Annotated in this window: 21 protein-coding genes; 13 read left to right on the forward strand and 8 right to left on the reverse strand. The window is 67.1% G+C overall.

Going from position 1 to position 22,885, the window contains the following annotated elements; all coding sequences use genetic code 11:
• Nucleotides 1–237: 237 nt before the first annotated feature.
• Entirely contained in the window at nt 238–396 is a 159-nt protein-coding gene (locus PIB44_RS13995) for a hypothetical protein (protein ID WP_278069822.1), read from the reverse strand.
• Nucleotides 397–963: 567 nt separating this feature from the next.
• Nucleotides 964–1,410 carry a hypothetical protein gene (locus tag PIB44_RS14000; protein ID WP_278069823.1) on the reverse strand — a complete coding sequence of 149 codons (447 nt, stop codon included), beginning with the start codon at nt 1,408–1,410 and terminating at the stop codon, nt 964–966.
• Between PIB44_RS14000 and PIB44_RS14005 the strand changes: the two genes are divergently transcribed.
• The 5 genes from PIB44_RS14005 (at nt 1,394) to PIB44_RS14025 (ending at nt 4,744) form a co-directional block, all read left to right on the forward strand.
• A complete protein-coding gene (locus PIB44_RS14005; protein ID WP_278069824.1) occupies nt 1,394–1,609 on the forward strand; it encodes a helix-turn-helix domain-containing protein in 216 nt (71 codons plus the stop codon). The two genes, PIB44_RS14000 and PIB44_RS14005, sit on opposite strands and share 17 nt — an antisense overlap.
• 102 nt (nt 1,610–1,711) lie before the next feature.
• A complete protein-coding gene (locus PIB44_RS14010; protein WP_278069825.1) occupies nt 1,712–3,301 on the forward strand; it encodes a hypothetical protein in 1,590 nt (529 codons plus the stop codon).
• A 27-nt stretch (nt 3,302–3,328) separates the two neighbouring features.
• Complete coding sequence (locus PIB44_RS14015) at nt 3,329–3,613, forward strand: phage tail protein (RefSeq protein ID WP_278069826.1); 285 nt, start codon at nt 3,329–3,331, stop codon at nt 3,611–3,613.
• Between the two features lie 200 nt (nt 3,614–3,813).
• Nucleotides 3,814–4,080 (forward strand): phage late control D family tail protein, encoded by a 267-nt coding sequence (locus tag PIB44_RS14020; RefSeq protein ID WP_278069827.1) that lies wholly within the window; start codon nt 3,814–3,816, stop codon nt 4,078–4,080.
• A 274-nt stretch (nt 4,081–4,354) separates the two neighbouring features.
• The gene (locus PIB44_RS14025; protein WP_278069828.1) at nt 4,355–4,744 is read left to right on the forward strand and encodes a hypothetical protein; all 390 of its coding nucleotides are present in this window, start codon (nt 4,355–4,357) and stop codon (nt 4,742–4,744) included.
• A 209-nt stretch (nt 4,745–4,953) separates the two neighbouring features.
• On the opposite strand, the gene putA is transcribed toward PIB44_RS14025, so the two are convergent.
• Nucleotides 4,954–8,064: a bifunctional proline dehydrogenase/L-glutamate gamma-semialdehyde dehydrogenase PutA gene (gene putA / locus PIB44_RS14030; protein WP_278069829.1), complete on the reverse strand. Its 3,111-nt coding sequence runs from the start codon at nt 8,062–8,064 to the stop codon at nt 4,954–4,956.
• A gap of 260 nt (nt 8,065–8,324) precedes the next feature.
• Here putA and PIB44_RS14035 point away from each other — a divergent pair, with 260 nt between their 5' ends.
• Nucleotides 8,325–9,410, forward strand: coding sequence for a glycosyltransferase family 4 protein (locus tag PIB44_RS14035; protein ID WP_025978655.1), 1,086 nt, complete (start codon nt 8,325–8,327; stop codon nt 9,408–9,410).
• Nucleotides 9,411–9,417: 7 nt separating this feature from the next.
• Here PIB44_RS14035 and PIB44_RS14040 read toward each other — a convergent pair whose 3' ends face one another.
• A complete protein-coding gene (locus PIB44_RS14040) occupies nt 9,418–9,906 on the reverse strand; it encodes a hypothetical protein (RefSeq protein ID WP_278069830.1) in 489 nt (162 codons plus the stop codon).
• 365 nt (nt 9,907–10,271) lie between these two features.
• Between PIB44_RS14040 and PIB44_RS14045 the strand changes: the two genes are divergently transcribed.
• Nucleotides 10,272–13,199, forward strand: a complete 2,928-nt coding sequence (locus tag PIB44_RS14045) for a TonB-dependent receptor domain-containing protein (protein ID WP_278069831.1) — start codon at nt 10,272–10,274, stop codon at nt 13,197–13,199.
• Between the two features lie 70 nt (nt 13,200–13,269).
• Here PIB44_RS14045 and PIB44_RS14050 read toward each other — a convergent pair whose 3' ends face one another.
• The 4 genes from PIB44_RS14050 to phnC all read right to left on the reverse strand — a co-directional run bounded on the left by PIB44_RS14050 (nt 13,270) and on the right by phnC (nt 17,032).
• A complete protein-coding gene (locus tag PIB44_RS14050) occupies nt 13,270–14,340 on the reverse strand; it encodes a substrate-binding domain-containing protein (protein ID WP_278069832.1) in 1,071 nt (356 codons plus the stop codon).
• Between the two features lie 78 nt (nt 14,341–14,418).
• Nucleotides 14,419–15,234: a phosphonate ABC transporter, permease protein PhnE gene (gene phnE / locus PIB44_RS14055; protein ID WP_278069833.1), complete on the reverse strand. Its 816-nt coding sequence runs from the start codon at nt 15,232–15,234 to the stop codon at nt 14,419–14,421.
• Nucleotides 15,231–16,241 (reverse strand): phosphate/phosphite/phosphonate ABC transporter substrate-binding protein, encoded by a 1,011-nt coding sequence (phnD, locus tag PIB44_RS14060; protein WP_134581676.1) that lies wholly within the window; start codon nt 16,239–16,241, stop codon nt 15,231–15,233. The genes phnE and phnD overlap by 4 nt, the downstream gene beginning before the upstream one ends.
• The gene (phnC, locus tag PIB44_RS14065; RefSeq protein ID WP_025978649.1) at nt 16,238–17,032 is read right to left on the reverse strand and encodes a phosphonate ABC transporter ATP-binding protein; all 795 of its coding nucleotides are present in this window, start codon (nt 17,030–17,032) and stop codon (nt 16,238–16,240) included. The genes phnD and phnC overlap by 4 nt, the downstream gene beginning before the upstream one ends.
• Before the next feature lie 478 nt (nt 17,033–17,510).
• On the opposite strand from phnC, the gene PIB44_RS14070 reads away from it, so the two are divergent.
• The 6 genes from PIB44_RS14070 to PIB44_RS14095 all read left to right on the forward strand — a co-directional run bounded on the left by PIB44_RS14070 (nt 17,511) and on the right by PIB44_RS14095 (nt 22,813).
• Entirely contained in the window at nt 17,511–18,773 is a 1,263-nt protein-coding gene (locus PIB44_RS14070; protein ID WP_278069834.1) for a type III PLP-dependent enzyme, read from the forward strand.
• Nucleotides 18,774–18,899: 126 nt separating this feature from the next.
• The gene (locus PIB44_RS14075; RefSeq protein ID WP_024355263.1) at nt 18,900–19,952 is read left to right on the forward strand and encodes a 1,9-bis(guanidino)-5-aza-nonane synthase; all 1,053 of its coding nucleotides are present in this window, start codon (nt 18,900–18,902) and stop codon (nt 19,950–19,952) included.
• Between the two features lie 147 nt (nt 19,953–20,099).
• Nucleotides 20,100–20,420: a ribonuclease gene (locus PIB44_RS14080; RefSeq protein WP_025978647.1), complete on the forward strand. Its 321-nt coding sequence runs from the start codon at nt 20,100–20,102 to the stop codon at nt 20,418–20,420.
• 81 nt (nt 20,421–20,501) lie between these two features.
• Nucleotides 20,502–20,996, forward strand: coding sequence for a hypothetical protein (locus PIB44_RS14085; RefSeq protein WP_278069835.1), 495 nt, complete (start codon nt 20,502–20,504; stop codon nt 20,994–20,996).
• Nucleotides 20,996–21,820 (forward strand): phosphatase PAP2 family protein, encoded by an 825-nt coding sequence (locus PIB44_RS14090; protein ID WP_278069836.1) that lies wholly within the window; start codon nt 20,996–20,998, stop codon nt 21,818–21,820. The genes PIB44_RS14085 and PIB44_RS14090 overlap by 1 nt, the downstream gene beginning before the upstream one ends.
• 27 nt (nt 21,821–21,847) lie before the next feature.
• Nucleotides 21,848–22,813 (forward strand): right-handed parallel beta-helix repeat-containing protein, encoded by a 966-nt coding sequence (locus PIB44_RS14095; RefSeq protein ID WP_278069837.1) that lies wholly within the window; start codon nt 21,848–21,850, stop codon nt 22,811–22,813.
• Nucleotides 22,814–22,885: the final 72 nt, after the last annotated feature.

A 22,885-nucleotide genomic window follows, 5' to 3' on the forward strand; every position in this document is an offset into this window, starting at 1 on the left:
CGGAACCGGGACCTTGTGGTCCCAGTTCGCGTCGAACTGGGCGAATGCCCGCCCTGTCTAGGTTTCAGGCCGAGGTGCCCCCCTCACAGGTTGGCGCGAACTGGGACCTAAATTCTCGCCACTCGCCTGCTCGATCAAACCTTTAATGCGGGAGGCTTGGGCGTCCGCTGCGATCCGTCCAGCCTGACTGAGTTGGCCACACTCAAGCTCGAAATTGGAGATATCACCTTCATGCATTTAGGAGTCGGCAGCATCGATGATGATGACGCGCCAAGCGCAGCCCTGAATCCGATCCGGCACGACGCTGCAGGTGGATGATCGTCGGAAACAAAAGGCGACGTTGCGCTGTGCAGCGTAGTCGCCTTCGCGCGCGGCCTTCCATTCACGCAGGAACATCAACTGATCCATCTGGCAGAGCGTGTCGCCGTCTTCACAGTGGGTGATTTTCGGGTTCGGGAGACCAGGGTAAAGTTCACCATTCGCCAGCCGGGGGAGGAGCGGTTGAAGGTCGTGGCGGACCTCCTCAGCTTTGACGTTGGTTAGGCGCGCTGACGGCTGAGTCGGTGAATTGTTTGCATCGACGACGGCGGTCTTGTCTTACGGGGCGGCGGTTCCGGCGCCATGGACAGGAGTGCGATACAGCCGACGATTACGGCAAGTGATGTCAAACCAAGAGGGGCTAGCGACCCTCCGTCCACGCTCCCCCTACTTCCGATTTTTCCGGCCGCGACGACGCACGGCGTCTGTGGCGCGAGCGCTGGAAACAAACTGGGTCAGCGCCGCCAGCTCTCCCGCGCCGGTCGTCCGCACTGCCAGGTGCCAGGCGGCCGTCGGTCTCCAAGACATAGACGCTGCGACGGTCGGCCCCGTTCGATCAGTTCGCCGTCGTCCAGGATGCGTTGCACCAAGCCCATGTCCTGCGGCCGGGTCGGCGCGTCACCGTGGCCGTGGTCCAGGCGTGGGTCACCGCCGCCTCCATCGCCTCCTTCGCCTGGCGCTCGCCGCGCGACAGGATTCAAACCTCGACTTGTCGTCCAGCCAGCGTCGTTGATACGGGTGGAAGTTGATCAGGGGGCCAGCGTCGGCCCAACGGTCGGCCGCCATCAGCCGAACAGGATGCGCTTGGCTACGCATCGCCTCCGCTTCGGCGTCGCCGGACTGGACGGCCTCGTCCAGCTTCTTGATCGCCTCTTTCTTGAACTCGGCCTGAAGTGACCGGCTCATGAACATGACCTCGGCGTCCAGAACGACGGCCTTCCCGCCCTCTTCACCTTCAGCGCCGTCGCTGGTCGCGGCGGCCATGGCGAGCTTCAGGATGATGGAGTGCATCACCTCGATATTCATGCGCGCCAGCTTATTGTCGGACTCGTCGCCGAACTGCCCGGCCAAGGCGGTGGCGAACCGAATCATCATCCCGCTCGGCCAGCTGTCGTCGGTCGAGCGCCGCAAACAGGCGATGCGCCAGATGCGCCGCGACGGCCTGTCGAACGGCCAGACGGCCAAGGTGCTGGGCGTCCACCGCCGCACCGTCGAACTATACCACCAGGTTAACCGCCGCCTCGGACTGGCGTTCAAAGAGCAGAACACGCTCGATCTTTTCGAGGATTGAGCCCCCGGACCGAAGTTCTTCGGAGTGTGGCCACCCCCGTCATTTTGGCCTGATGACCCTGCGCTCGCGCTAGGGCGGCGCGTCACGGGGGCCACACCCAAAATGACCCAGGGCCAAACGGCTCGCCGTCCGACGCGCGGCGTTCGCAACAACAATCCCGGCAATATCCGCCGCGTCTCCGGCGTCACCTGGCAAGGCCAGGCCAAGGATCAGACGGACGCGGAATTCGTCGTCTACGTGTCCCCGGAAATGGGCGTCCGCGCCCTGGTCCGCACCCTGCTGACCTACAACAATGCGCACAAGTTGGGCGTGGAGGCAGGCAAAATCCTCGCGCCCGCTGTTGGCGCGGCGGCGACCGTGCTGGAGTCCGTCTCCAACTGGATGAGCCGCGCCGGAGAAAGCGAGTCGTTCCTGGCCAAGACCGCCGTTTGGGCAGTGGCCGGGCTGGCCGGGGCGGTCGGCAACGCCGTGGTCGGCATCCTCGGACCCTTGTTCATGGCGAAAACCATGCTCGGCCCTGGGGGCCTCGGCGGTGCGGCGTTCAAGACGGGGGCGACCCAGGTCATCGGCCTCTTCGGCCGGATGCGTCTCGCCGCCATCGGCTTCAACCTGTCGACGCTGGCCAATCCTGTTGTGCTGATCGGGGCGGCCGCCGTTGCCGCAGTCGTCGGCGTCGGCCTTGGTCGTCCGCAAGTATTGGGAGCCCATCAAGGCTTCTTCGGCGGCGTGGGTCAGGCCCTGGGCAAGGCGTTCGCCCCGGCGCTGTCCGCCATCGGCTCGATGCTCGCCCCGCTCAAGCCTCTATGGGACGGCTTCGCGGATGGCGTCGGCAAGGTGGCCGGGTGGTTCGGCCGCCTGCTGACGCCAGTTGACGCCGCCGACAAGAGCGTGACCAGCGCCGCCGAGGCGGGGCGCAAGTTTGGCCGGGTGCTGGCCATCGCCTTCAAGCTATCGCCGGTCGGCCTGTTCGTGGCGGGCATCCGCATGGGCATCCCCAATATTCGGGCGGTCCTGGCGTGGCGGCCCATGGACACGATCCGGGCCGCATGGTCCGGCCTGACGGGTTTCTTCGGCGGCCTTCAGGCGCGGTTCAGCGGCTGGGGCGGGATGATCCTTCAGAGCCTGATCAACGGCATCCGCTCCATGACAGGCAGCGTGAAAAACGCGGTCATGGAGACGGCCAGTCCCGCCGTGGGGTGGTTCAAGTCGGGGCTTGGCATCCGGTCGCCGTCGCGGGTCTTCATGGGGTCTGGGCGCCGACACCATCGCGGGCCTGACCCTCGGCCTGGATCGCGGCGGCCGGACGGCGGTTCGCCGCGTCGCGGCCATCGGCGCGGCCGTGGTCGGCGCCATGCCTGTGGCGGGCGCCGCCTTGCCCGCCATCGCCCAGCCGGCCGCCTCGTCAATGTCCGCCGCCTCGGCCGCTCCCGCCGGGCCGCGCACGGGCGGCGTCCATATCGAAACCCTGACCATCCACGTCTCGGTCCAGAGCGGCGGCGACCAGACCACGGGCCGCCGGATCGACCGAGACATCGCCGCCGAGCTGCGGCGCCGACTGCACGACGCGGCCTGATCCATCACCGTTCTTATGACCCTGGGCGAAATCCGCTTCTCCATGGAGGAGGGCTCCTATCGCCAGCTCTCGCAGACGCTGGAAATCCGCGTCGCTCGCATGGACCGCGCGGGAGGTAGTCCGGCCGCCGAGTGCTGGGCGAAGACATGACCATCGACATTGAAGGCGTTTGCTATCCGGGCCAACGCCACGCCATGGATCGCGTGGATAGCTTTGTGGCCGCCGCCCGCACCCATAAGCCCCAGGTGCTGACGGACGGTCGGGGCAACGTCTGGGGCGAATCCCTGATCGAGCGCGTCGAGCGGCGGACGGGCGAGGGTGCGTTCGACGCCTCGGGCGCTCCCCTCCGCGAAGACTTCCGCCTCTCCCTGGGCGCGGTCCCGCCAGAGACCTCGCCCGACCAGGCCCAGCCCCAGAGCGGCGCCGCATGAGCCGTCAAATCACCACCCGGCAAGGCGACCGAGGCAGTCCTGGGCGCCAACTCGCACTTGGCGGACCTGCCCCCGTTCTTCCGGCCGGTGTTCTCGTGACCCTGCCGGACCTGCCGACTACCCCCGAACGCAGAAGGCTGAAACTGCGGGACTGAAGCCCGACTTTCGCTTGATGGTGGGGGGCGAATGATCGTTCGGCCGTGATCCGGTCGCACTTGATGCGGATCGTCACCGACAACTCGGGCGACGACGCCGACACGTTGGAAATCGTGTTGGACGATGCGGGCTATGTCATCGAGCCGCCGACGCGGAGGGTCGTTCTGGGCGTGTCGCTGGGCTATGTGGGCGGTGAGCTGGCCTATATGGGTCAGTCGACTATAGATGAAACGCAGCCCGAGGGGCCGCCCGATATCCTGACCATTTGCGCCAAGTCGGCCGACATGCGGGCGGGTCTGAAGGCGGCATGACACCACCATCGGAGCCATCGTCGCCAAGATCGCGGCCGAGCAGAGCCTGACGCCCGCTGTCGCGCCCGACCTGGCCGGCCGCGCCGTGGCCCATATCGACCAGGATAATGAATTGGACATGCACTTCCTGACGCGCTTGAGCCGCCTGCATGGTGCGGTGGCGGCGTTCAAGGGCGGCCGCTTGGTCTTCCCTCCCTCAACCACCGGCCAGTCGGTATCGGGCCAAGGCGCTCCCCGGCATCGTCCTGGACCGGGCGAAGGGTGACCTGATCCGTTGGAGCCTGCTAGAGGCCGACCGCGACGAACATGGCTCCGTCCGCGCCCGCTGGCGCGACGCCAGGGCGGGGCGGACGCGGTTCGCCACGGCTGGGTCCGGCGATCCGGTGAAGACCCTGCGAAGCATCTTCCGACTGAGGAGACGGCCAAGGCGGCGGCCGAGGCCGAACTGGCGAAGTCGCAACGCGCCCAGAAGGGCGTGGACCTGACTATGCCCGGCCGCCCCGAAACCCTGGGGCAGACGCCGTTCACGGTTCTGGGCCTGCGTGATGAAATGTTCGGCGACTGGATCACTGAGACCGCCGAACATACGGCTGATTTCGAGGGCGCTGGCTTCGCGTCCAAGATCACCGGCCACCGGACGGCAGACGTGAAAAAGGGGCCTTAAAGGCCCCTCAAACGCCCCTCTAAGTGGCCTCAACCACCGGCCGCTTTTGCTCCAACTTCAAGTGTCCGACATTCCAAATCGAAGTGGCGCGCTACAGAGAGAGCGGGGGGGGGCTGGGATCAAAACCTCAGCCCCATCTAGTTTTTGGCTGGTCGGGTAACTGCTGATCAAGGAGCAGACCAGAACAGCTAACTGTCTCGCCCGCTAACTCAAAGGTTCAGCAGCGCCGGGTCCCCGCCCTGGGCGGCGATGTTTATGCTGATGGCTTTCTCGGCGGCGTAGCGGATCAGGCTGTTGGGGCCGCCGGCCTTGGGGCCGGTGCCGGAAAGGCCTTCGCCGCCGAAGGGCTGGACGCCGACCACCGCGCCGATGATCGAGCGGTTGACGTAGACGTTGCCCGCCGGGACCAGCTCCATCACTTCGCGGGCGAAGGCGTCGATACGGCTGTGGACGCCCAGCGTCAGGCCGAAGCCGCGCGCCGCCAGCTTGCCGGCCACCGTCTCCAGATCCTTCGGGTCGTAGCGATAGACGTGCAGGATCGGGCCGAAGACTTCGCGTTCCAGGAAGTCCGGGGTCGGGATCTCGGCGATGACCGGGGCGAACAGGTCGCCCTTGTCGGCCCCGGCCGGCAGTTCGGCGCGGGCGATGATCTTGGCTTCCCTGGACAGACGCTCGACGTGGGCTTCCAGGTTGGCGCGGCTTTCGGCGTCGATCACCGGGCCGATGTCGGTCCTGGCGTCGGTCGGATCGCCCAGCACCTGGGCGGCCAGCGCGCCCTTCAGGCCCTCGATCAGGGCGTCGGCCGAATCCTTGGGCGCATAGAGGATGCGCAGGGCCGAGCAACGCTGACCCGCCGAGCCGAAGGCCGACAGGATGACGTCGTCGATGATCTGTTCCTTCAGCGCCGTGGTGTCGACGAACATGCCGTTCAGGCCGCCCGTCTCGGCGATGAAGGGGATGATGGCGCCCGGGCGCGCGGCCAGGCCGCGGTTGATGGCGTTGGCGGTGTCGGTGCCGCCGGTGAAGGCCACGCCGTCGATGCCCGGGTGGTTGGTCAGGGCCACGCCGACGGTCTCGCCGCGGCCCGGGACCAGGGCCAGCAGATCGGGGTTCAGACCGGCCTTGTAGTAGAGGCGCACGGCTTCGGCGGCGATCAGCGGCGTCTGCTCGGCGGGCTTGGCCACCACGGCGTTGCCGGCGGCGAGCGCAGCGGCGATCTGGCCGGTGAAGATGGCCAGCGGGAAGTTCCACGGGCTGATGGCGGCGAAGACGCCGCGGCCGTGCAGGACCAGTTCGTTGGTCTCGCCGGTCGGGCCCTTCAGGGTCTGGCGGCCGCCGAAGTCGCGCTCGGCCAGCAGGGCGTAGTAGCGGCAGAAGTCGGCGGCTTCGCGCACCTCGGCCACGCCGTCGTTCAGCGTCTTGCCCGCTTCGCGCGACAGCAGGGCGACCAGACGGTCCAGTTCGGCTTCCAGAGCGTCCGCCATGGCGCGCAGCACCGGGGCGCGGCCCGCGCCGCCCAGACGGTCCCAGGCGACCTGGGCCTCGGCGGCGGCGTTGACGGCGGCGTCGACGTCCTCGACCGAGGCTTCGGAGACATGGCCCAGCACGCGGCTGCGGTCATAGGGGTTGGTGACGTCCTGCGGGTTCACGCCCGCCCGGAGTTTTCCGCCGATGATCGGACCGGCGGTCAGCTTCTCGCTGTCGACGCGCTCCAGGGCCGCCGCATGAAGCTCGCGGTCGGAAGCCTGCGAATAGTCGCGGCCGAGGGAGTTCTTGCGGTCACCGTAGATGTTCATGGGCACAGGGATCTTCGGATGGCGATCGGGCTGGGCCTCGACCGAGGTGATGGGATCGGCGGCCACGTCGGCCGCAGGCACGCGCTCGTCCAGCAGGGCGTGGACGAAGGAGGAGTTGGCGCCGTTTTCCAGCAGACGGCGCACCAGATAGGGCAGCAGTTCCTCGTGGCCGCCGACGGGGGCGTAGGCGCGCACGACGACATCGCCCCACTCGACCTTGGCGCCGTCATACAGCGCCTCGCCCATGCCGTGCAGGCGCTGGAACTCGATGGTCACGCCGCGATCGGCGGCCATGCGGTGCACGGCGGCCAGGGTGTGGGCGTTGTGGGTGGCGAACTGCGAGAAAATATAAGGCGAGGCCTCGATCAGCGCCTTGGCGCAGACGAGATAGTTCAGGTCGGTCGCCGGCTTGGTCGTGAACACCGGATAGTCGGTGCGGCCGTTGACCTGGGCCAGCTTGATTTCGGTGTCCCAATAGGCGCCCTTGACCAGGCGCACCATCAGGCGACGGCCCGACGACTTGGCCAGTTCGGCCAGCTTGGCCACCGTCTCGGTCGTGCGCTTCTGATAGGCCTGAACGGCCAGGCCCAGGCCCTGCCAGTCGCCCAGCGCCGGTTCGCGCGCCAGCCGCTCCAGCAGCTTCAGCGACAGGGCCAGACGGTCGGCCTCTTCGGCGTCGATGGTGTAGTTGATGTCGTATTTGGCGGCGATCAGCGCCAGGCGCAGGATGCGGGGATAGAGCTCCTCCCACACCCGGTCCTCCTGCACCGCCTGATAGCGCGGCGACAGGGCCGACAGCTTGACCGAGACGCCATGGCCGCGCTCGGGGCCTTCGCCCTTGGCGGTCTTGCCCACGGCCTCGATGGCGTCGGCGTAGATCTTTTCATAGCGTTCGGCGTCGGCGGCGGTGCGGGCGCCCTCGCCCAGCATGTCGAAGCTGCACAGCCAGTTTTCGCGGTCGGAACGCTTCAGCGCCGCCTCGATGGTGCGGCCGACGACGAACTGCTCGCCCATGATCTTCACGGCGGTGGCGACGGCCTGGCGGATGACCGGCTCGCCCAGGCGCCCGACCAGACGCTTGAGGAAGTTCGGCAGGTCGCTGCGCGCTTCATCGTCGACGTCGACCAGCTTGCCGGTCAGCATCAGGCCCCAGGTCGAGGCGTTGACGAACAGGCTGTCCGACTGACCCAGGTGCGAGGCCCAGTCGGCCGAGCCGATCTTCTCGGCGATCAGGCGATCGCGGGTGTCGGCGTCAGGCGTGCGCAGCAGGGCCTCGGCCAGACACATCAGCGCCAGACCTTCGCGGGTGCCCAGGGAGAACTCCTGCAGGAAGCTCTCGACCACGCCCTGGCGCTTCTGGCTCTTGCGGGCGCTTTCGACCAGGCCGATGGCGTCGTTCAGGACCGCCGCGCGACCGTCAGGCGTCAGGGGTTCGGCGGCCAGCAGCTCGGCCACCACCTCACGTTCGTCCCGGTACTTGTTCCGGTCCAGCTCATCCCAATGGCGAAGATCGGTCGGCGTCATGAAATCCATCCTGTGAATTTCTGGATATATGGTCAGTGCGCCCGAATGTGCATCGCATGATCACCCATAACTCCGCGTAAGCTTCGGGGCACGCTCGTCATTCCAGGGGAAACCGGCGCCCGGACGGGGGCGTGCGCGGAGATGTTCATCTATCGAGACGAAAACCCTCTGCACAGCGCAATATCATGCCGTCTCGCCTTCGTCATGCGGAGCGTCTAGAAGTTTCACCTTCGCGAACGGCTCAAGGCCCTATCGACTTCATGCGCATTGTTCTGGTCACCGACGCTTGGGAGCCTCAGGTCAACGGCGTCGTCCGCACCCTGACCCGCACCGTGGCCGAATGCCGCGCCATGGGTCATGAGGTGGAGGTCATCGAACCCAGCCAGTTCAAGACCATTCCCTGCCCGACCTATCCGGAGATCCGGCTGGCCCTGGGCGCCGAGGAAGAGATCCGCGAACGCCTGCGCGCCTTCGAGCCCGAAGCCGTCCACATCGCCACCGAAGGTCCGCTGGGCATCGCCACGCGGCGCATCTGCGTGGAGTGGAAGCTGCCCTTCACGACCAGCTATCACACCAAATTCCCGGAATACGTCTCGGCTCGTTTCCCGATCCCGGTTCAGGTCGGCTACGCCTATATGAAGTGGTTCCACAAGCCGTCGGGGCGGCTGATGGTGGCCACCCCGACCCTGCGCGACGAACTGGTCGAGCACGGCTTCAAGAACGTCTCGCCGTGGACGCGCGGCGTGGACACCGAGCTGTTCCGCCCCGACCTTGAACCGATCTACAAGGAGATGGGCGGCGACGCGTGGCCCCGTCCCTTCTTCCTCAACGTCGGCCGCGTGGCCGTCGAGAAGAACATCGAGACCTTCCTCGGCCTGGACCTGCCGGGCACCAAGATCGTCGTTGGCGACGGCCCGGCCCGCGCCGATCTGGAAGAGAAATACCCGGACGCCAAATTCCTCGGGGCCAAGTTCGGGGAGGAGCTGGCGCGCTGCTTCGCCGACGCCGACGTCTTCGTCTTCCCCAGCTGGACCGACACCTTCGGCCTGGTGATTCTGGAGGCGATGGGCACGGGCACGCCGGTCGCCGCCTATCCGGCGCATGGCCCGATCGACCTGATCCCCGGCTCGGGCGCCGGCTTCATCGACGACGACCTGAAGACCGCCTGTCTGAAGTGCCTTGAGCTCGACCGCAAAGACGTGCGCTCCTATGCTGAGAAGTTCAGCTGGCGCGCCTCGGCCGAGCAGTTCATCGAGAACCTGCAGCCCTATCCCGAGCCCGCGCGCGGCCGCTTCTGGCGCCGCCTGCGCCGGGTGGCGCGTCTGAGGCGACGCGCGGCGGCGTAGAGGCGCGCTAGTAGCGCTGGACGCGGACCGCGCGGCTGTTGCCCGTGGTCAGCATATAGCTGCCCAGCGCCGCCCGGCGCACCCTGACGGCCTGACCGGGCCTGTTCTGAAAACGGACGGGATCGAAGTCCACCTGGCCCCATTGGGAGCCGTCCCCCAAGTGGAATCGCCACTTGCCGTCGACCTGCTGAACGGCGCGATCTAGCGTGGTTTCGATAGACTCGACGCGATCGTGGTCTGCGGCGCCGAACAGCGCGCCCATGGCCGGCGCTGCAAAGCCGAACAGTTGCCGCCTCAACTCCGTGACCTTGCCGCGATCGACCACGACGAGGTCCCCGGCTGTCTGCGCCGCCGCCAGCCGATCCGTCACGGCGTCATAGCAATCGACGCGCGCGAGCCTGTCCTCGATCCGGCGGCAGTCCAGCAGGGGGGCGAGCCGGTCCGATCCAGCCTGGGCCTGAGCCGCGACGGAACCTCCCGCCCCCCAGACCAGCATTATCGCGGCTGCTGAAAAAACAGCCCTTTCCTGGCGCCTTAGCCGCAGATTTCTGAAAAATTTTGGCACGAAACCCTCCCTAGCCGACCTAATCAAATCTGACATCAATGCGGCTGATATGTGCTCAATTAGAGACACAGAAGACCTCGTTATATCCGCCATCGCCTTTGACATAGCGAAGACTGACATAACGCGCCTAACATTTGATCGAGATTGATCCGTTATCAATGCTCACGATGTCGATGTCGAAGACCTGATCGATAAAGTCCTTGGGAACCCCATAGGACAGGGCAGACAAGAGGAGGCTTCCTTTGAGTACCTTCATTAATCGCAAGCATTTGCTTGCATCAACGATCATCACAGGCATGACGATCGCGGCCTTCGCGGGCCCGGCCGCCGCGCAGTCGACCCAGGAAGAAGCGGCCCGAGTGGGCGACATCATCGTCACCGGATCGCGCATTCCTCAGCCCAACCTGACTACGACCAGCCCCGTGACCCAGGTGACCGGCGAGGACATCGACGTTCAGGGCGTCACTCGGGTCGAAGACCTGGTGAATCAGCTGCCTCAGGCCTTCGCGGCGCAGAACTCGACCGTCTCGAACGGCGCCTCGGGCACCGCCAGCGTGGACCTGCGCGCGCTCGGACCTGACCGGACGCTGGTCCTGATCGACGGGCGCCGTATGGGCTACGGCTCGCCGAACGACACGGCCGCCGACCTGAACCAGATTCCGGGCCAGTTGGTCGAGCGTGTCGAGGTCCTGACGGGCGGCGCCGCCGCCGTCTACGGTTCAGACGCCATCGCCGGCGTCGTGAACTTCATCATGCGCAAGAATTTCCAAGGTCTGCAGATCGACGCGCAGTACGGCTTCAACCAGCACAACAACGACTATGACGGCCCCGGCAACCTGCGCCGCGTCATCGAGGGCCGCGCCAGCGGCAACCCGTCGCAGTTCCGACTGCCCGACGACAATGTGATGGACGGCTTCAGCCGCGAGGTCACCATCGCCATGGGCGTCAACGCCCCGGATGATCGCGGCAACCTGACCGCCTATGCCGGTTGGCGTAAGAACAACAAGATCCTGGGCCGCGATCGCGACTATTCGGCCTGTTCGCTGGGCGGTGAAGCCGGGGACGACTTCACCTGCGGCGGCTCGTCGACCAACGCCACCGGCCGCTTCCTGTCGCTGGAGAACGGCGCGAACCTGACCGTGGCCGACGGCGGCGGCTTCCGCAACTACACGGGCAACGACGCCTACAACTTCGGGCCGCTGAACCACTTCCAGCGCCCAGATGAGCGCTACACCCTGGGGGCCTTCGGCAACTATCAGGTCAACGACAAGATCGAGGCCTTCACCAGCCTGTCGTTCAGCGACTACAGCACGGTCGCCCAGATCGCCCCGTCCGGCATCTTCTTCGGCGGCGGCACCTCGGCCAACGGCGGCTACAACATCAGCTGCGACAACCCCCTGCTCAGCGCCGCTCAGGCCGCCGGTCTCGGGTGCGCCGCCGGCGTCGAAAGCGTTGAGGTTCTGGTGGGCCGACGCAACGTCGAAGGCGGCGGCCGTCAGGACGACATCAGCTCGCAGAACTATCGCGGGGTGGTGGGCATCCGCGGCGACCTGGACGACGCGTGGAGCTACGACATCGCGGCGACCTATTCGAAGGTCCAGCTGAGCCGTATCTACCGCAACGAGTTCTCCAACATCCGCATCGGCCGCGCCCTGGACGTCGCCATCGACCCCGCCACGGGTCAGGCCGCCTGCGTCTCGGCCATCGATCCGGACGGCCCGACCGGCCCGCTGGCTCCGGTCGACGCCGCCTGCGTGCCCTACAACCTCTACTCGCCAGACGGCGTGACGCAGGAAGCCCTCAACTACATCCAGGTGGCCGGCCTTCAGCGCGGCAAGACCGAGCAGCAGGTTCTGACGGCCGCCATGACCGGCGACCTGACGAAGTACGGCTGGGCCAGTCCCTGGGCCGAACAGGGTCTGCAGGTCGCGTTCGGCGCCGAGTACCGTCGTGACAAGCTCGACGCCGCTTCGGACGTGGCCTTCCAGACCGGCGACCTGGCCGGTCAGGGCGGACCCACCCCGAACGTCTCCGGCTCGGTTCAGGTCTACGACCTGTTCGGCGAGTTCCGGATGCCGCTGATCGAGGGCCAGCCCCTGGCCGAGCAGGTGTCCATCAACGGTTCCTATCGTCGGTCCACCTACGACAAGTTCAACTCGGACGCCTATGGCCTGGGCCTCGACTGGGCGCCGGTGCAGGACATCCGCTTCCGCGCCAGCTTCGCCCGCACCACCCGCGCGCCGAACGTGGTCGAACTGTTCCGGCCGGAAGGCCTGAACCTGTTCGACTCCGACGGCGATCCTTGCGGCCCGAACCCGACGGCCAGCCTGGCGCAGTGCGTCGCCACCGGCGTGCCTGCGGCCCAGTACGGTCTGGCGACGGACGCAGGCGGCCTGCTGGAAAGCCCAGCCGGTCAGTACAACTTCCTGCAGGCCGGCAACCCCGACCTGGCGCCGGAAACCGCCGACACCTTCACCATCGGCACGGTGTTCACGCCGTCGTTCGCTCCCGGGCTGAACATCTCGGTCGACTACTACTCGATCAAGCTGAAGGACCGGATCGACATCATCGATCCGCTGGTGACCCTGGAACGCTGCTATGAGAATGACGACCCGGCCGCTTGCGCCCGCATCGTCCGCAGCGATATCGGCACCCTGTGGACCACCGGCGGCTATGTGGAGGCGTTCAACACCAACATCGGCGGGCTGGAAACCTCCGGCGTCGATGTGAACGTCAACTACGGCTTGGAGCTGGAGCGCTTCAACCTCAGCGAATACGGCAAGCTGGCCTTCAACTTCGTCGGTTCGTGGTTGGAGAAGCTGGAGACCGATCCGGGCGAAGGCGTCACCCCGTATGACTGCGTGGGCTTCTTCGGCAATGAATGCGGCACGCCCAAGAACGAATGGCGTCACCGCGCTCGCGTCACCTGGCAGACGCCGTGGAGCAGCGACCTCTCGCTGACCTGGCGCTACTACGGCGGAGTTGACAATCTGGGCGGGACCGATCGCCTGGACGGCTCGTTCGACGCCCAGAACTACCTCGACCTGGCCGGCACTTGGCAGGTTCGCGAGAACCTGCGCCTGCGCGCCGGGGTCAACAACATCCTCGATCGCGATCCGCCGCTGTCCTACAGCGTCGGCACGACGGGCAACAACAACACCTATCCGCAAACTTACGACGCGATGGGTCGCTACATCTTCGTGGGCCTGACCGCCGACTTCTAAGCAGTCGCCTGCAAATGAAAGGCCCGGCGAGGAGACTCGCCGGGCCTATTTTTTTGGGATGGGGCGCTCTTTAGTTCGGGCGCGACATCGAGGTCATGGCCGCCGCCTTGGCGCGTTCGGCCGCCAGCTGGTCGGCGGGCAGCGGCACCAGGCCGCGGTCCTGCAGATAGCCGCCGCGACCGGCCGAGCCGTCGGACATGAACTCCTGTACGAACTGTTCCAGGCCCGGCGTCACGCCGATGTGGGCTTTCTTGACGTAGATGTAGAGGCTGCGGGCCAGGGGATAGGAGCCGTCGGCGATGGTGGCGACCGAGGGGGCCACGCCGTCGATGGTCTCGGCCTTCACCGTGTCCATGTTCTGCTCAAGGAAGGAGAAGCCGAACACGCCCAGCGAGCCCGGCGTGCGGGTCAGGGTCTGGACGATGGCGTTGTCGTTCTCGCCCGAGTCGACCCAGGCGCCGTCTTCGCGCAGGGTGTGGGCGATGGTCTCGAAGCGGGTCTTGTCCTGCTTCTCGATGGCGGCGACGGCCGGGATCAGCTTGGCGCCCGGCGCCATGCCCAGCTCCAGGAAGGCGTCGCGCGTGCCCGAGGTCGGCGGCGGGCCATAGACCTGGATGCGGGTGGCCGGCAGGGCCTTGTTGACCTCGTTCCAGGTCTTGGCGGGGTTGGCGACGAACTGGCCGTCGGCGCCCGGCACGTCCTTGCCCAGGGCCTCGTAGAGGTCGTTCAATTCGAGGTTGAAGCTCTGGCCGGTGCGGGCCGTGGCGACGACGATGCCGTCATAGCCGATCTTGAGCTCGACGATGTCGGTGACGCCGTTGGCGACGCAACGGTCGAACTCGCTGGCCTTCATCGGGCGCGAGGCGTTGGCGATGTCCGGGGTCGACGGGCCGATCCCCGAACAGAAGGCCTGAATGCCGCCGCCGGTGCCCAGGGCCTCGACCCGGGGCGACGATCCGCCGCCGTTGCGGGAGAAGGTTTCCGCCACGCGGGTGGAGAAGGGGAAGACGGTCGAGGAGCCGGCGGCCCAGATGCCCGTGCGGGCCTTCTGCGAACCGGGGGCGCCGCCCTCGTTGTCGCCGCAGGCCGCCAGGGCCAGCAGGGCGGCCGCGCAGGCCGTAAACTTCAGTGTGCGGATCATGGCCGGACCTTCTCCAGTCGTCAGTGTGCGACGCTTAAAGCAGGAGAGTGTGACGGTCCGGCCAGACCTTTGTGACAGTCAGAGCAAACGTCGACGCATCGCCTGCGAAAGGAAGTCGATTAGGGTCACCGCGACGATGACCACGATGACCACGGCCGAAACGTCGCGGAAGGCGAAACCGTTCATGCGGTCGAACAGGACCTGGCCGATGCCGCCCGCGCCGATCAGGCCCAGCACGGTGGCCGAGCGGCTGTTCGATTCGAAACGGTAGAGGGCGAAAGAGGTCCACAGAGGCGCCACCTGGGGGATCACGCCCCAGACGATCTCGTGCAGCTTGGACGCGCCGGTGGCGCGCACGCCTTCGACCGGGCCCTTGTCGATCGACTCGACCGCTTCGGAAAACAGCTTGGCCAGAACGCCTGCCGTGTTCAGCGCGATGGCCAGGACGCCCGCCAGCGGACCCAGGCCCACGGCGACGACGAACAGCAGACCCATCACCAGATCGGGGATGGAGCGCAGCATGTTCATGATCCAGCGCACCGGCTGCACCACCCAGACCGGGGCGATGTTGCGCGCGGCGGCCAGGCCCATGGGCACGCCCAGGAAGATGGCCAGGAAGGTGCCCCACAGGGCGATCTGGATCGTCTCCCACATCTTGCCGACGAACAGGCGCCAGTCGGCGAAGTTCGGGCGCAGCAGGTCGGCGGCGAAGGTCTGGATATTGGACGAGTTGGTGATCAGGCGCGACAGATTGCCCAGATCCACAGCCTCGATGCTGATCAGCAGCAGGACGGCCAGACCGCCCCAGATCAGGACGTCCAGCGCCCAGGCGCCGGCCGATTTGGCGGGCGCCTTGGGAATGCCGGCGGCGGCGGTAAGCGAAGCGTCGGTCAAGGCTGGACCTCGCGCAGGCGACGCAGGCGTTGCAGTTCAGCCTCGGCGCGCGCGGCGCCGGCGGCGTCGCCCTTGGCCTTGGCCTCGGTCAGGGTCTGGTCTGCGATCATCTCGCGGACCGGGTTCAGATAGGATTCGTCGGCCGGGTTGAAGCCCGAATAGTTCAGGTCCTTCAGGATCTTGCGCTGGCGCTCGGCCTCGGCGCCCTCGCCCCGGCCATAGGTCAGGAAGAAACCGCGGATCTTTTCCTTGATCGCCGGATCCAGGTCTTCGCGGATGACGATGCCCGCCTCCGGGATCGGCGGCGAGCGCCAGATTTCTTCAAGCTGGGCGGCGATCTGCGGGTTGGAGCGGCCGATGAAGACGGTGTTGATGGTGTTCGACGTCGCCACCTGCACCAGGCCGTTGGCCACGGCGAAGGAGTTGGCCTGGTGGTTGGCCGTGCGCACCGTCTTGAAGCACTCGTTCGGCACGACATTGTGCGGATTGAACAGGAAGGTCATCGGCGCCAGCGTGCCCGAGGTCGACAGGGCGTCGCCGATGCCGAAGTCGTATTTCTTGCCGCAGGCCAGCACGTCGTCCAGCGTGATGCCCGAGCCTTTTTTGACGATCAGGGTCGACTGGTAGGAATCGCGGCCTTCGGGATCGACGATGCGGGCGACGACTTCGCCCTTGGAGCGTTCGATCGCCTCGATGGCGGTCTTGGCCGGGAACCAGGCGGCCTGGATCTGATTGCCGCGCATGGCCTCGACCAGCACGGTGTAGTTGGACGCGAAATAGGGCTTCACCGGCACGCCGACGGCCTTGGTCATGTCGTCCAGCAGCGGCTGCCACAGCGGACCGGAGGACGCCTGTCCCTCGGCCGGAAGGATGGCGAAGCTGATCTCGGACGGCGCGCCCTTGGCGGCGCCGGCCTTGTCGCCCTGGCCGCAGGCCGCGAGGCTGACGGCCAGGGCCGCGCCGGCGGCCAGGCCCAGCATCCGGCGGGTCAATTTGGAATGGGTCATGCCTTGGCTTCCCAGAACGCGTCCTCGTATTCGGGACCGTAGATTTCAATCAGGCGCTTGGTGTCCAGGCCGGTCGAGGGCCCGTCGTAAACCACCTTGCCCTTCTGCAGGGCGACGACGCGGTCGCAATAGCGGATGGCGTAGTCCACCTGGTGCAGGGTGACGATGACGCCCAGGCCGTCGCGCTTGTTCAGCTCGACCAGCAGCTCCATCACCTTGCGGGCCGACACCGGGTCCAGCGAGGCGACGGGCTCGTCGGCCAGAATGGCCTTGGCGCCCTGAACCAGGGCGCGGGCGATGGCGCCGCGCTGTTGCTGGCCGCCCGACAGGGTGTTGGCGCGCTGGGCGGCGTATTCGGACACGCCGACGCGGTGCAGGGCCGCCATGGCCTTGTCCTTGTCCGCGCCCGGCCAGACGCCGAACAGGCCGCGCCACGCGGGCAGACGGCCAAGCGCGCCCAACATGACGTTGGAGAACAGGCTCAGCCGACCCACCAGGTTGAACTGCTGGAAGATCATGCCCAGCCGTCCGCGCGCACGGCGCACGGCGCCCGTGACGCGGCCGTTCTGCTGAACGACATCGCCGAAAACCGAGATGGTCCCGCCGGGATCGATCGGGTGCAGACCCGTGATCGAACGCAGCAGGGTGGACTTGCCCGACCCTGAAGGACCGATCAGGGCGACCATTTCACCGGCGCCGACCTCGACGGACACGCCGTCGAGCGCCTTTCTGGCCCCGTAGGTCTTCGAGACGTCGCGGACAGAGGCGACGGCGGCTGTTGAAGAACTCATGAACCCATGGATGAGGTTGCGACAAAGGGGGCGCCGCATGACGCGAGATGGGCGCAAGGGCAAGTCTTAATGGCATGTCTGCGTCGATTACGTCCAGTGGGTGAGCCTTTTCAGCACAGGGCCTCCGCCTTGGAAGCCGCCCGTTCGACCCGATCGCCCCGGCCGCGCAGCGCCGCCTCGCGGCCCCCACCGGCCCCATGTTCGGGACGCCGCGCCCAAGCCGCGTCAGCCCGGGCAACCCCATATAGAAGCAGAAGGGCAAGCGGGCCGGCCCCGTCTCGGCCAAGCCGCCGTCGGGCGGCCCGATGCAGACCGTGGGACGCTATCGCCGCTGCGGATCGGGGAACCGCGCCGCAATATTTCCGCTTTACATGACACGCCAATGCCCCCATATCGCGCGTTCCGGCGGACCCCGTAGGTCCTACTTGCGCCGCTAACGCCGGGTCTGGGTTTAACAATCATCAGGGGGTTACGTGCGTTGCACACGTACCAGTTTCCCCTGGACCTGGTCCGTCAGCGGTCCCCGGAGCGTCCGGTCGCACTCGTGCGTCCTCGCTCCGTTGCCGTAGCGGCGCAGTGGTTCCAGGATAATCTGAAAGCCGACGTCTTCTATGCGGTGAAGGCGAACCCTTCGCGCTGGGTCATCGAGACTCTGGTCGAACAGGACGTCAACGCGTTTGACGTCGCGTCCCTGGCCGAGATCGAACTGGTTCGATCAGTCAGCCCGAACGCGCGTCTGGCCTTCATGCACCCGGTCAAGAGCCGCGGCGCCATCCGTGCGGCCTACGCCGACCACGGCGTGCGCACCTTCGTGCTCGACAGCCATGACGAACTGAACAAGATCCTCGACGCCACCGGCCACGCCGAGGACCTGAACCTGGTCGTGCGTATGGGCGTGTCGGCCGACGGCGCGGCCTATTCGCTGTCGGGCAAGTTCGGCGTCACCCCGGATCAGGCCCCCGCCCTGCTGCTGGCCACCCGCCAGGCGGTTCAGGACGGCCTGATGGGCGTGTCGTTCCACGTCGGTTCGCAGTGCATGCGCCCCTCGGCCTATGAGGCGGCGATGACCCAGGTCGGCCGCGCCATCAAGAAGGCGGGCGTCTTCGTCGACATCGTCGATGTCGGCGGCGGTTTCCCGTCGGTCTATCCGGGCATGGTCCCGCCGGACCTGAGCGAATACGCCGACGCCATCCATCGCGGCTTCAACGAGATGCCGGTGTCCGAAACGACCGAGCTGTGGTGCGAACCCGGCCGGGCGCTGGTGGCCGAATCGTCGTCGGTGCTGTGCCGCGTGGACCTGCGCAAGGGCGACGCCCTTTATCTGAACGACGGGTCGTACGGCTCGCTGTTCGACGCCACCCACTCGCGCTGGCCCTTCCCGACCAAGCTGGTGCGGGACGGAGACGCGGCGTCGGAACTGAAGCCCTTCCGCTTCTATGGCCCGACCTGCGACAGCATCGACCACATGCCCGGCCCGTTCTGGCTGCCCGCCGATGTCCAGGAAGGCGACTTCATCGAGATCGGCATGCTGGGCGCCTATGGCGTGGCCATGACGACGGGCTTCAACGGCTATGGCGAGCATGACATCGCCGTGGTCGAGGACGCCCCGATGGGTTCGATGTACGGCCTGGCGCCGCGCTCCATCCCGACCGTGCGCACCACGGCCGAGGAGAACGCCCGCAAGATCGTTCGCCTGTCGCGTCCCAAGGGCAAGGCCGGCCAGCGCAAGCGCAAGCGCTGATCCACAACACCCCGCCTTGAACTGAAAAATGTCTCAAGGCTTTGGTACAAGCAGCGGCCCGTCGCTCCGTCCGGGCCGCTGTTCCTTATTGACGACGGGCGCTCAAATCCGAGGGAAACCGCTGAAATGAACGCTCCCGTTCAGTCGAACAAAAAAGCCGAACTGCTGGCCACCACCGTCGAGCACGTCGACATCACCAGCTTCGACGCCCGCCCGATCATCGATTCCATGCGCAAGATGTCGTTCAGCTCGCGCGACACCGCCCGCGCGGCCGACATCTTCAACATGGCCCTGGAAGACGAGACCTGCTCGCCGTGGCTGATCCTGGCCGGTTCGACCTCGGCCGGCGGCTGCATGCACGTCTATCGCGACATGGTGCAGTTCAACATGATCGACGCCGTGGTCGCCACCGGCGCCTCCATCGTCGACATGGATTTCTTCGAAGCGCTTGGCTACAAGCACTATCAAGCTGCGGGCCCGGTCGACGACAACATCCTGCGCGACAACTACATCGACCGCATCTACGACACCTACATCGACGAAGAAGAGCTGCAGGACTGCGACAACGCGATCTATGAGATCGCTAATCGCCTGGAGCCGCGCGGCTATTCCTCGCGCGAGTTCATCTGGGAAATGGGCAAGTGGCTGTCGGAAGGCAACGCCAAGAAGCCCGGCTCGCTGATCCAGACCGCCTATGAAAAGGGCGTGCCGATCTTCTGCCCGGCCTTCGTCGATAGCTCGGCCGGTTTCGGCCTGGTCAAGCACCAGAAGGAACGCGCCAAGGCCGGCAAGCCGTACATGATGATCGACGCGGTCGCGGACTTCCGCGAACTGACCGACATCAAGATCGCGGCCGGCACCACGGCCCTGTTCATGGTCGGCGGCGGCGTGCCCAAGAACTTCGCTCAGGACACCGTCGTCTGCGCCGAGATCCTCGGCGAGGACGCCGAGATGCACAAATACGCCGTGCAGATCACGGTCGCCGACGTGCGCGACGGCGCCTGCTCGTCCTCGACGCTGCAGGAAGCCGCCTCGTGGGGCAAGGTTTCGACCACCTACGAACAGATGGTCTACGCCGAAGCCACCACCGTCGTGCCGCTGATCGGTTCGGACGCCTATCACCGCGACTCGTGGAAGAAGCGCGAGCCGCGCCAGTGGGCCAAGCTGTTCGGCAAATAAGAAGACGCCTCCGGCTCGCCGGATGCATCAAGGGCCGGAAGCGCACGCTTCCGGCCTTTTTTCTTGCCGGCTTCGCGCGCGCGCAGGCCCGACGGAACCGCCCCGCCTCCCGGCCGCTTGTTTCTGGTCCAGCCACGGGAGATCTGCATGACCGACCCCAAGACCGAAAACGACGAGAGCCGCGAAGCCGCCGCCATGGGCGAGAAGACTGATCGCGGCCACCTGCGCGACGCGCTGAACAAGGCGCTGGAGGGCACCGATTCGGGCTCCGACACCCGCGCCGGCTCCCTGCGGGGCGGATCGGCGTCGGGCTCCGAGATTGATCCGGACCAGGATGTCATCAACGACGCGCTCGCTCGCGAAGGCGTGGCCGCGCGCGACGCCGCCACGCGCCCTGCCGGCGGGCCTGAACAGGCGCGCAAGTCCACCGGCCAGCCCGGCGACGACGTCGACGCCCCTACCGGTTGAACCGCCTTGCTGCCGCCGCACGGATAGGCCACGGTGCGCCCCATTAGCGACATTGAGGATGTAGTGGGAATGAGGCGTTGCGTGGCGATCGGGGTCCTGGCGTTCAGCATCGGGCTGGCGGCGTGCGACGGTCCCGCTGCGTCCCAGGGCGAAGAGGCTGCGGCCCGCTCGTTCGAGCCTGACGCCGCTTCGGCCGCCGCTTCAGACGCCTCGGCCACCGCTTCGACTGGCGGCGCGTCCCCGGCCTCGGCGGGGGCGATCCGCGGCGCGCCCGCCTTCGCCGTCGTCTACCCCGGAGCCCAGGCTGACGGCGCCCCGATCGCCGCCAATGGGCCCAGCGGGCCCGGCGGCCTGATCACCTTCAGCACCGATGCAGACCCGGAAGCCGTCGTGGCCTTCTATCGCCAGCGGGCTGAGCAGGCGGGGCTGGCCTCGATCATGGCGATGAATCAGGGCGAGGCCCGCGCCTATGGCGCCGCCGCATCCGGCGACAACGGGGCCAGCCTCCAGGTCGTCGCCTCGCCGGGCGAAGACGGCCTGACCTCGGTGCAGTTGTCCTGGAGCGCCGGGGCCTGATGCGCACACCGGGCGGCCCGCGCGCCTTGGCGACGGCGGCTGTCCTGGCCGTCTTGTTAAGCGCCTGCGCCGGAACGCCCGCCGCTCTGCGGCCTGAAGCCGCCCGCGCGCCTGTCGTGGCGGGCTATCTGGACGAAACCGTCGTGGCCGTCCTGGCCGACGCCGTCCCCCCGCCGCCTGCCCCCGGCTCGGCCGAAGATCTGGACGACAAGGCCCGTTCCGCCCGCTTCATCGCCCTGGAAGACACCGACCGCTGGCTGCTGGCCACGGCTCACGCCGAGTTGCGCCCGCCGCTGGCGCTGCAGCATTTCGACTGCGCCCTGGACGCGCGCCTGGACCCGGCCGCCGTTCCGCAACTGACCCGGCTGATGCAGCGGCTGTTTCATGACGCCGACACCGTCGCCGAACGGGTCAAGGCCCGCGCCCATCGCCCCCGCCCGGTCGGCGACGATCTTCAGCGCAACGCCTGCCAGCGGCTGACCGAGGCGGGCCGACGCAGCGCCTCCTATCCGTCGGGCAGTTCGACCGTCGGCGCCGTCTATGGCGAAGCCTTCGCCGCCCTTGATCCGGCCCGCGCCGAGGCCGCCCGCCGCATGGGCGACGAACTGGGCCGCAGCCGACTGGTCTGCGCCATGCACTATCCGCGCGACGTGGCCGCCGGCGACGAACTGGGCCGCGCCGTGTTTCAGGCCGCCGCCGCCCAGCCCGCTTTTCAGGCCGACCTGATCGCCGCGCGAGCGGAACTGGCCGCCGTGCGTGCGACGGGCGCGCGCAACCCCGGCTGCGCGGCCGAGGCGCGGGCCCTGGCCACGCCCCTGCCCTGACGGCCGCGTCCTGTTGACCGCGACGCGATGAGCATTCTGGCGACCTTCCTGCTGCTCTCCGCCGAAGCCTGGTCCCTGCCCGCGGCCCGCCCCTGCGACGCGCAGGACATCGCCGCCCTGACCGCCGAGGCCGATACCCCCTACCTGCTGGCCTGCCGCGCAACGCTGACGCCGGACCAGGCGATCGTCCGTCCCGTGCGCATCATCGGCGCAGAAGCTTCAGGCGCCCAGTTGGACTGCGGCGGCGGGACGGTCGGCCGCCCGGACGTTCCGGTCGCAGCCTCGGCGCCGACCATCGCCATCTGGTCGCGCCGCATCGACGCCGCCCTGTGGAGCCGTCCGACGGATGTCCGCATCCGCAACTGCCGGATCAACGGCGCCGTGCGGGTCTGGGGCATAGGCGCCGATGGACGCTATGACGACCTGCGCGCCTCTTCGCGCACAAGGGATCACACCGACCGCATGCAGGCGACGGCGCCCAGTCATGTGACGCTGGAGAACGTGACGATCCGCGCGGCGGGGACGATCCCACTCTATGTCGGTCCGGGCGTCACCCGTCTGAGCCTGCTGGGGTCGACCCTGGAGGGCGACAGCGTCTCAACCGCCATCTATCTGGACGCCGAAAGCGCCGACAACCGGATCGAGGACAACCTGCTCCGCACCCGGACCCAGCGCGAGATGATCGCCATCGACGGTTCGGCCCGCAATCGCATCATCGGCAACCGCTTCGAACTGGGCGGGCGGCCCGGCGTCTTCCTCTATCGCAACTGCGGCGAGCGGGGGGTCATCCGCCACCAGACGCCGTCCTACAACACCATCACCGACAACCTCTTCAGCGGCGCCGCCCGGCTGCGCCCGCGCCTGGTGGTGCAGAACGCTCGCCAGGGCCGACGGTCCTACTGCGGCGACGATAAAGGCTACCCCTGGGGCAGCAGCGCCGACGATCGCGACGGCGCCTCACACAACGTCGTTCGTTACAGTTTTGGGAATTGAGCGTATTTTTTGCGCCTCATCCCGAATTTCCTTCATTTGTCAGTATTTTTTCCTGCTCTGTGCCATTATTGA

This window comes from Brevundimonas sanguinis, assembly GCF_029636725.1.
GTDB classification, from domain to species: Bacteria; Pseudomonadota; Alphaproteobacteria; order Caulobacterales; family Caulobacteraceae; genus Brevundimonas; species Brevundimonas sanguinis.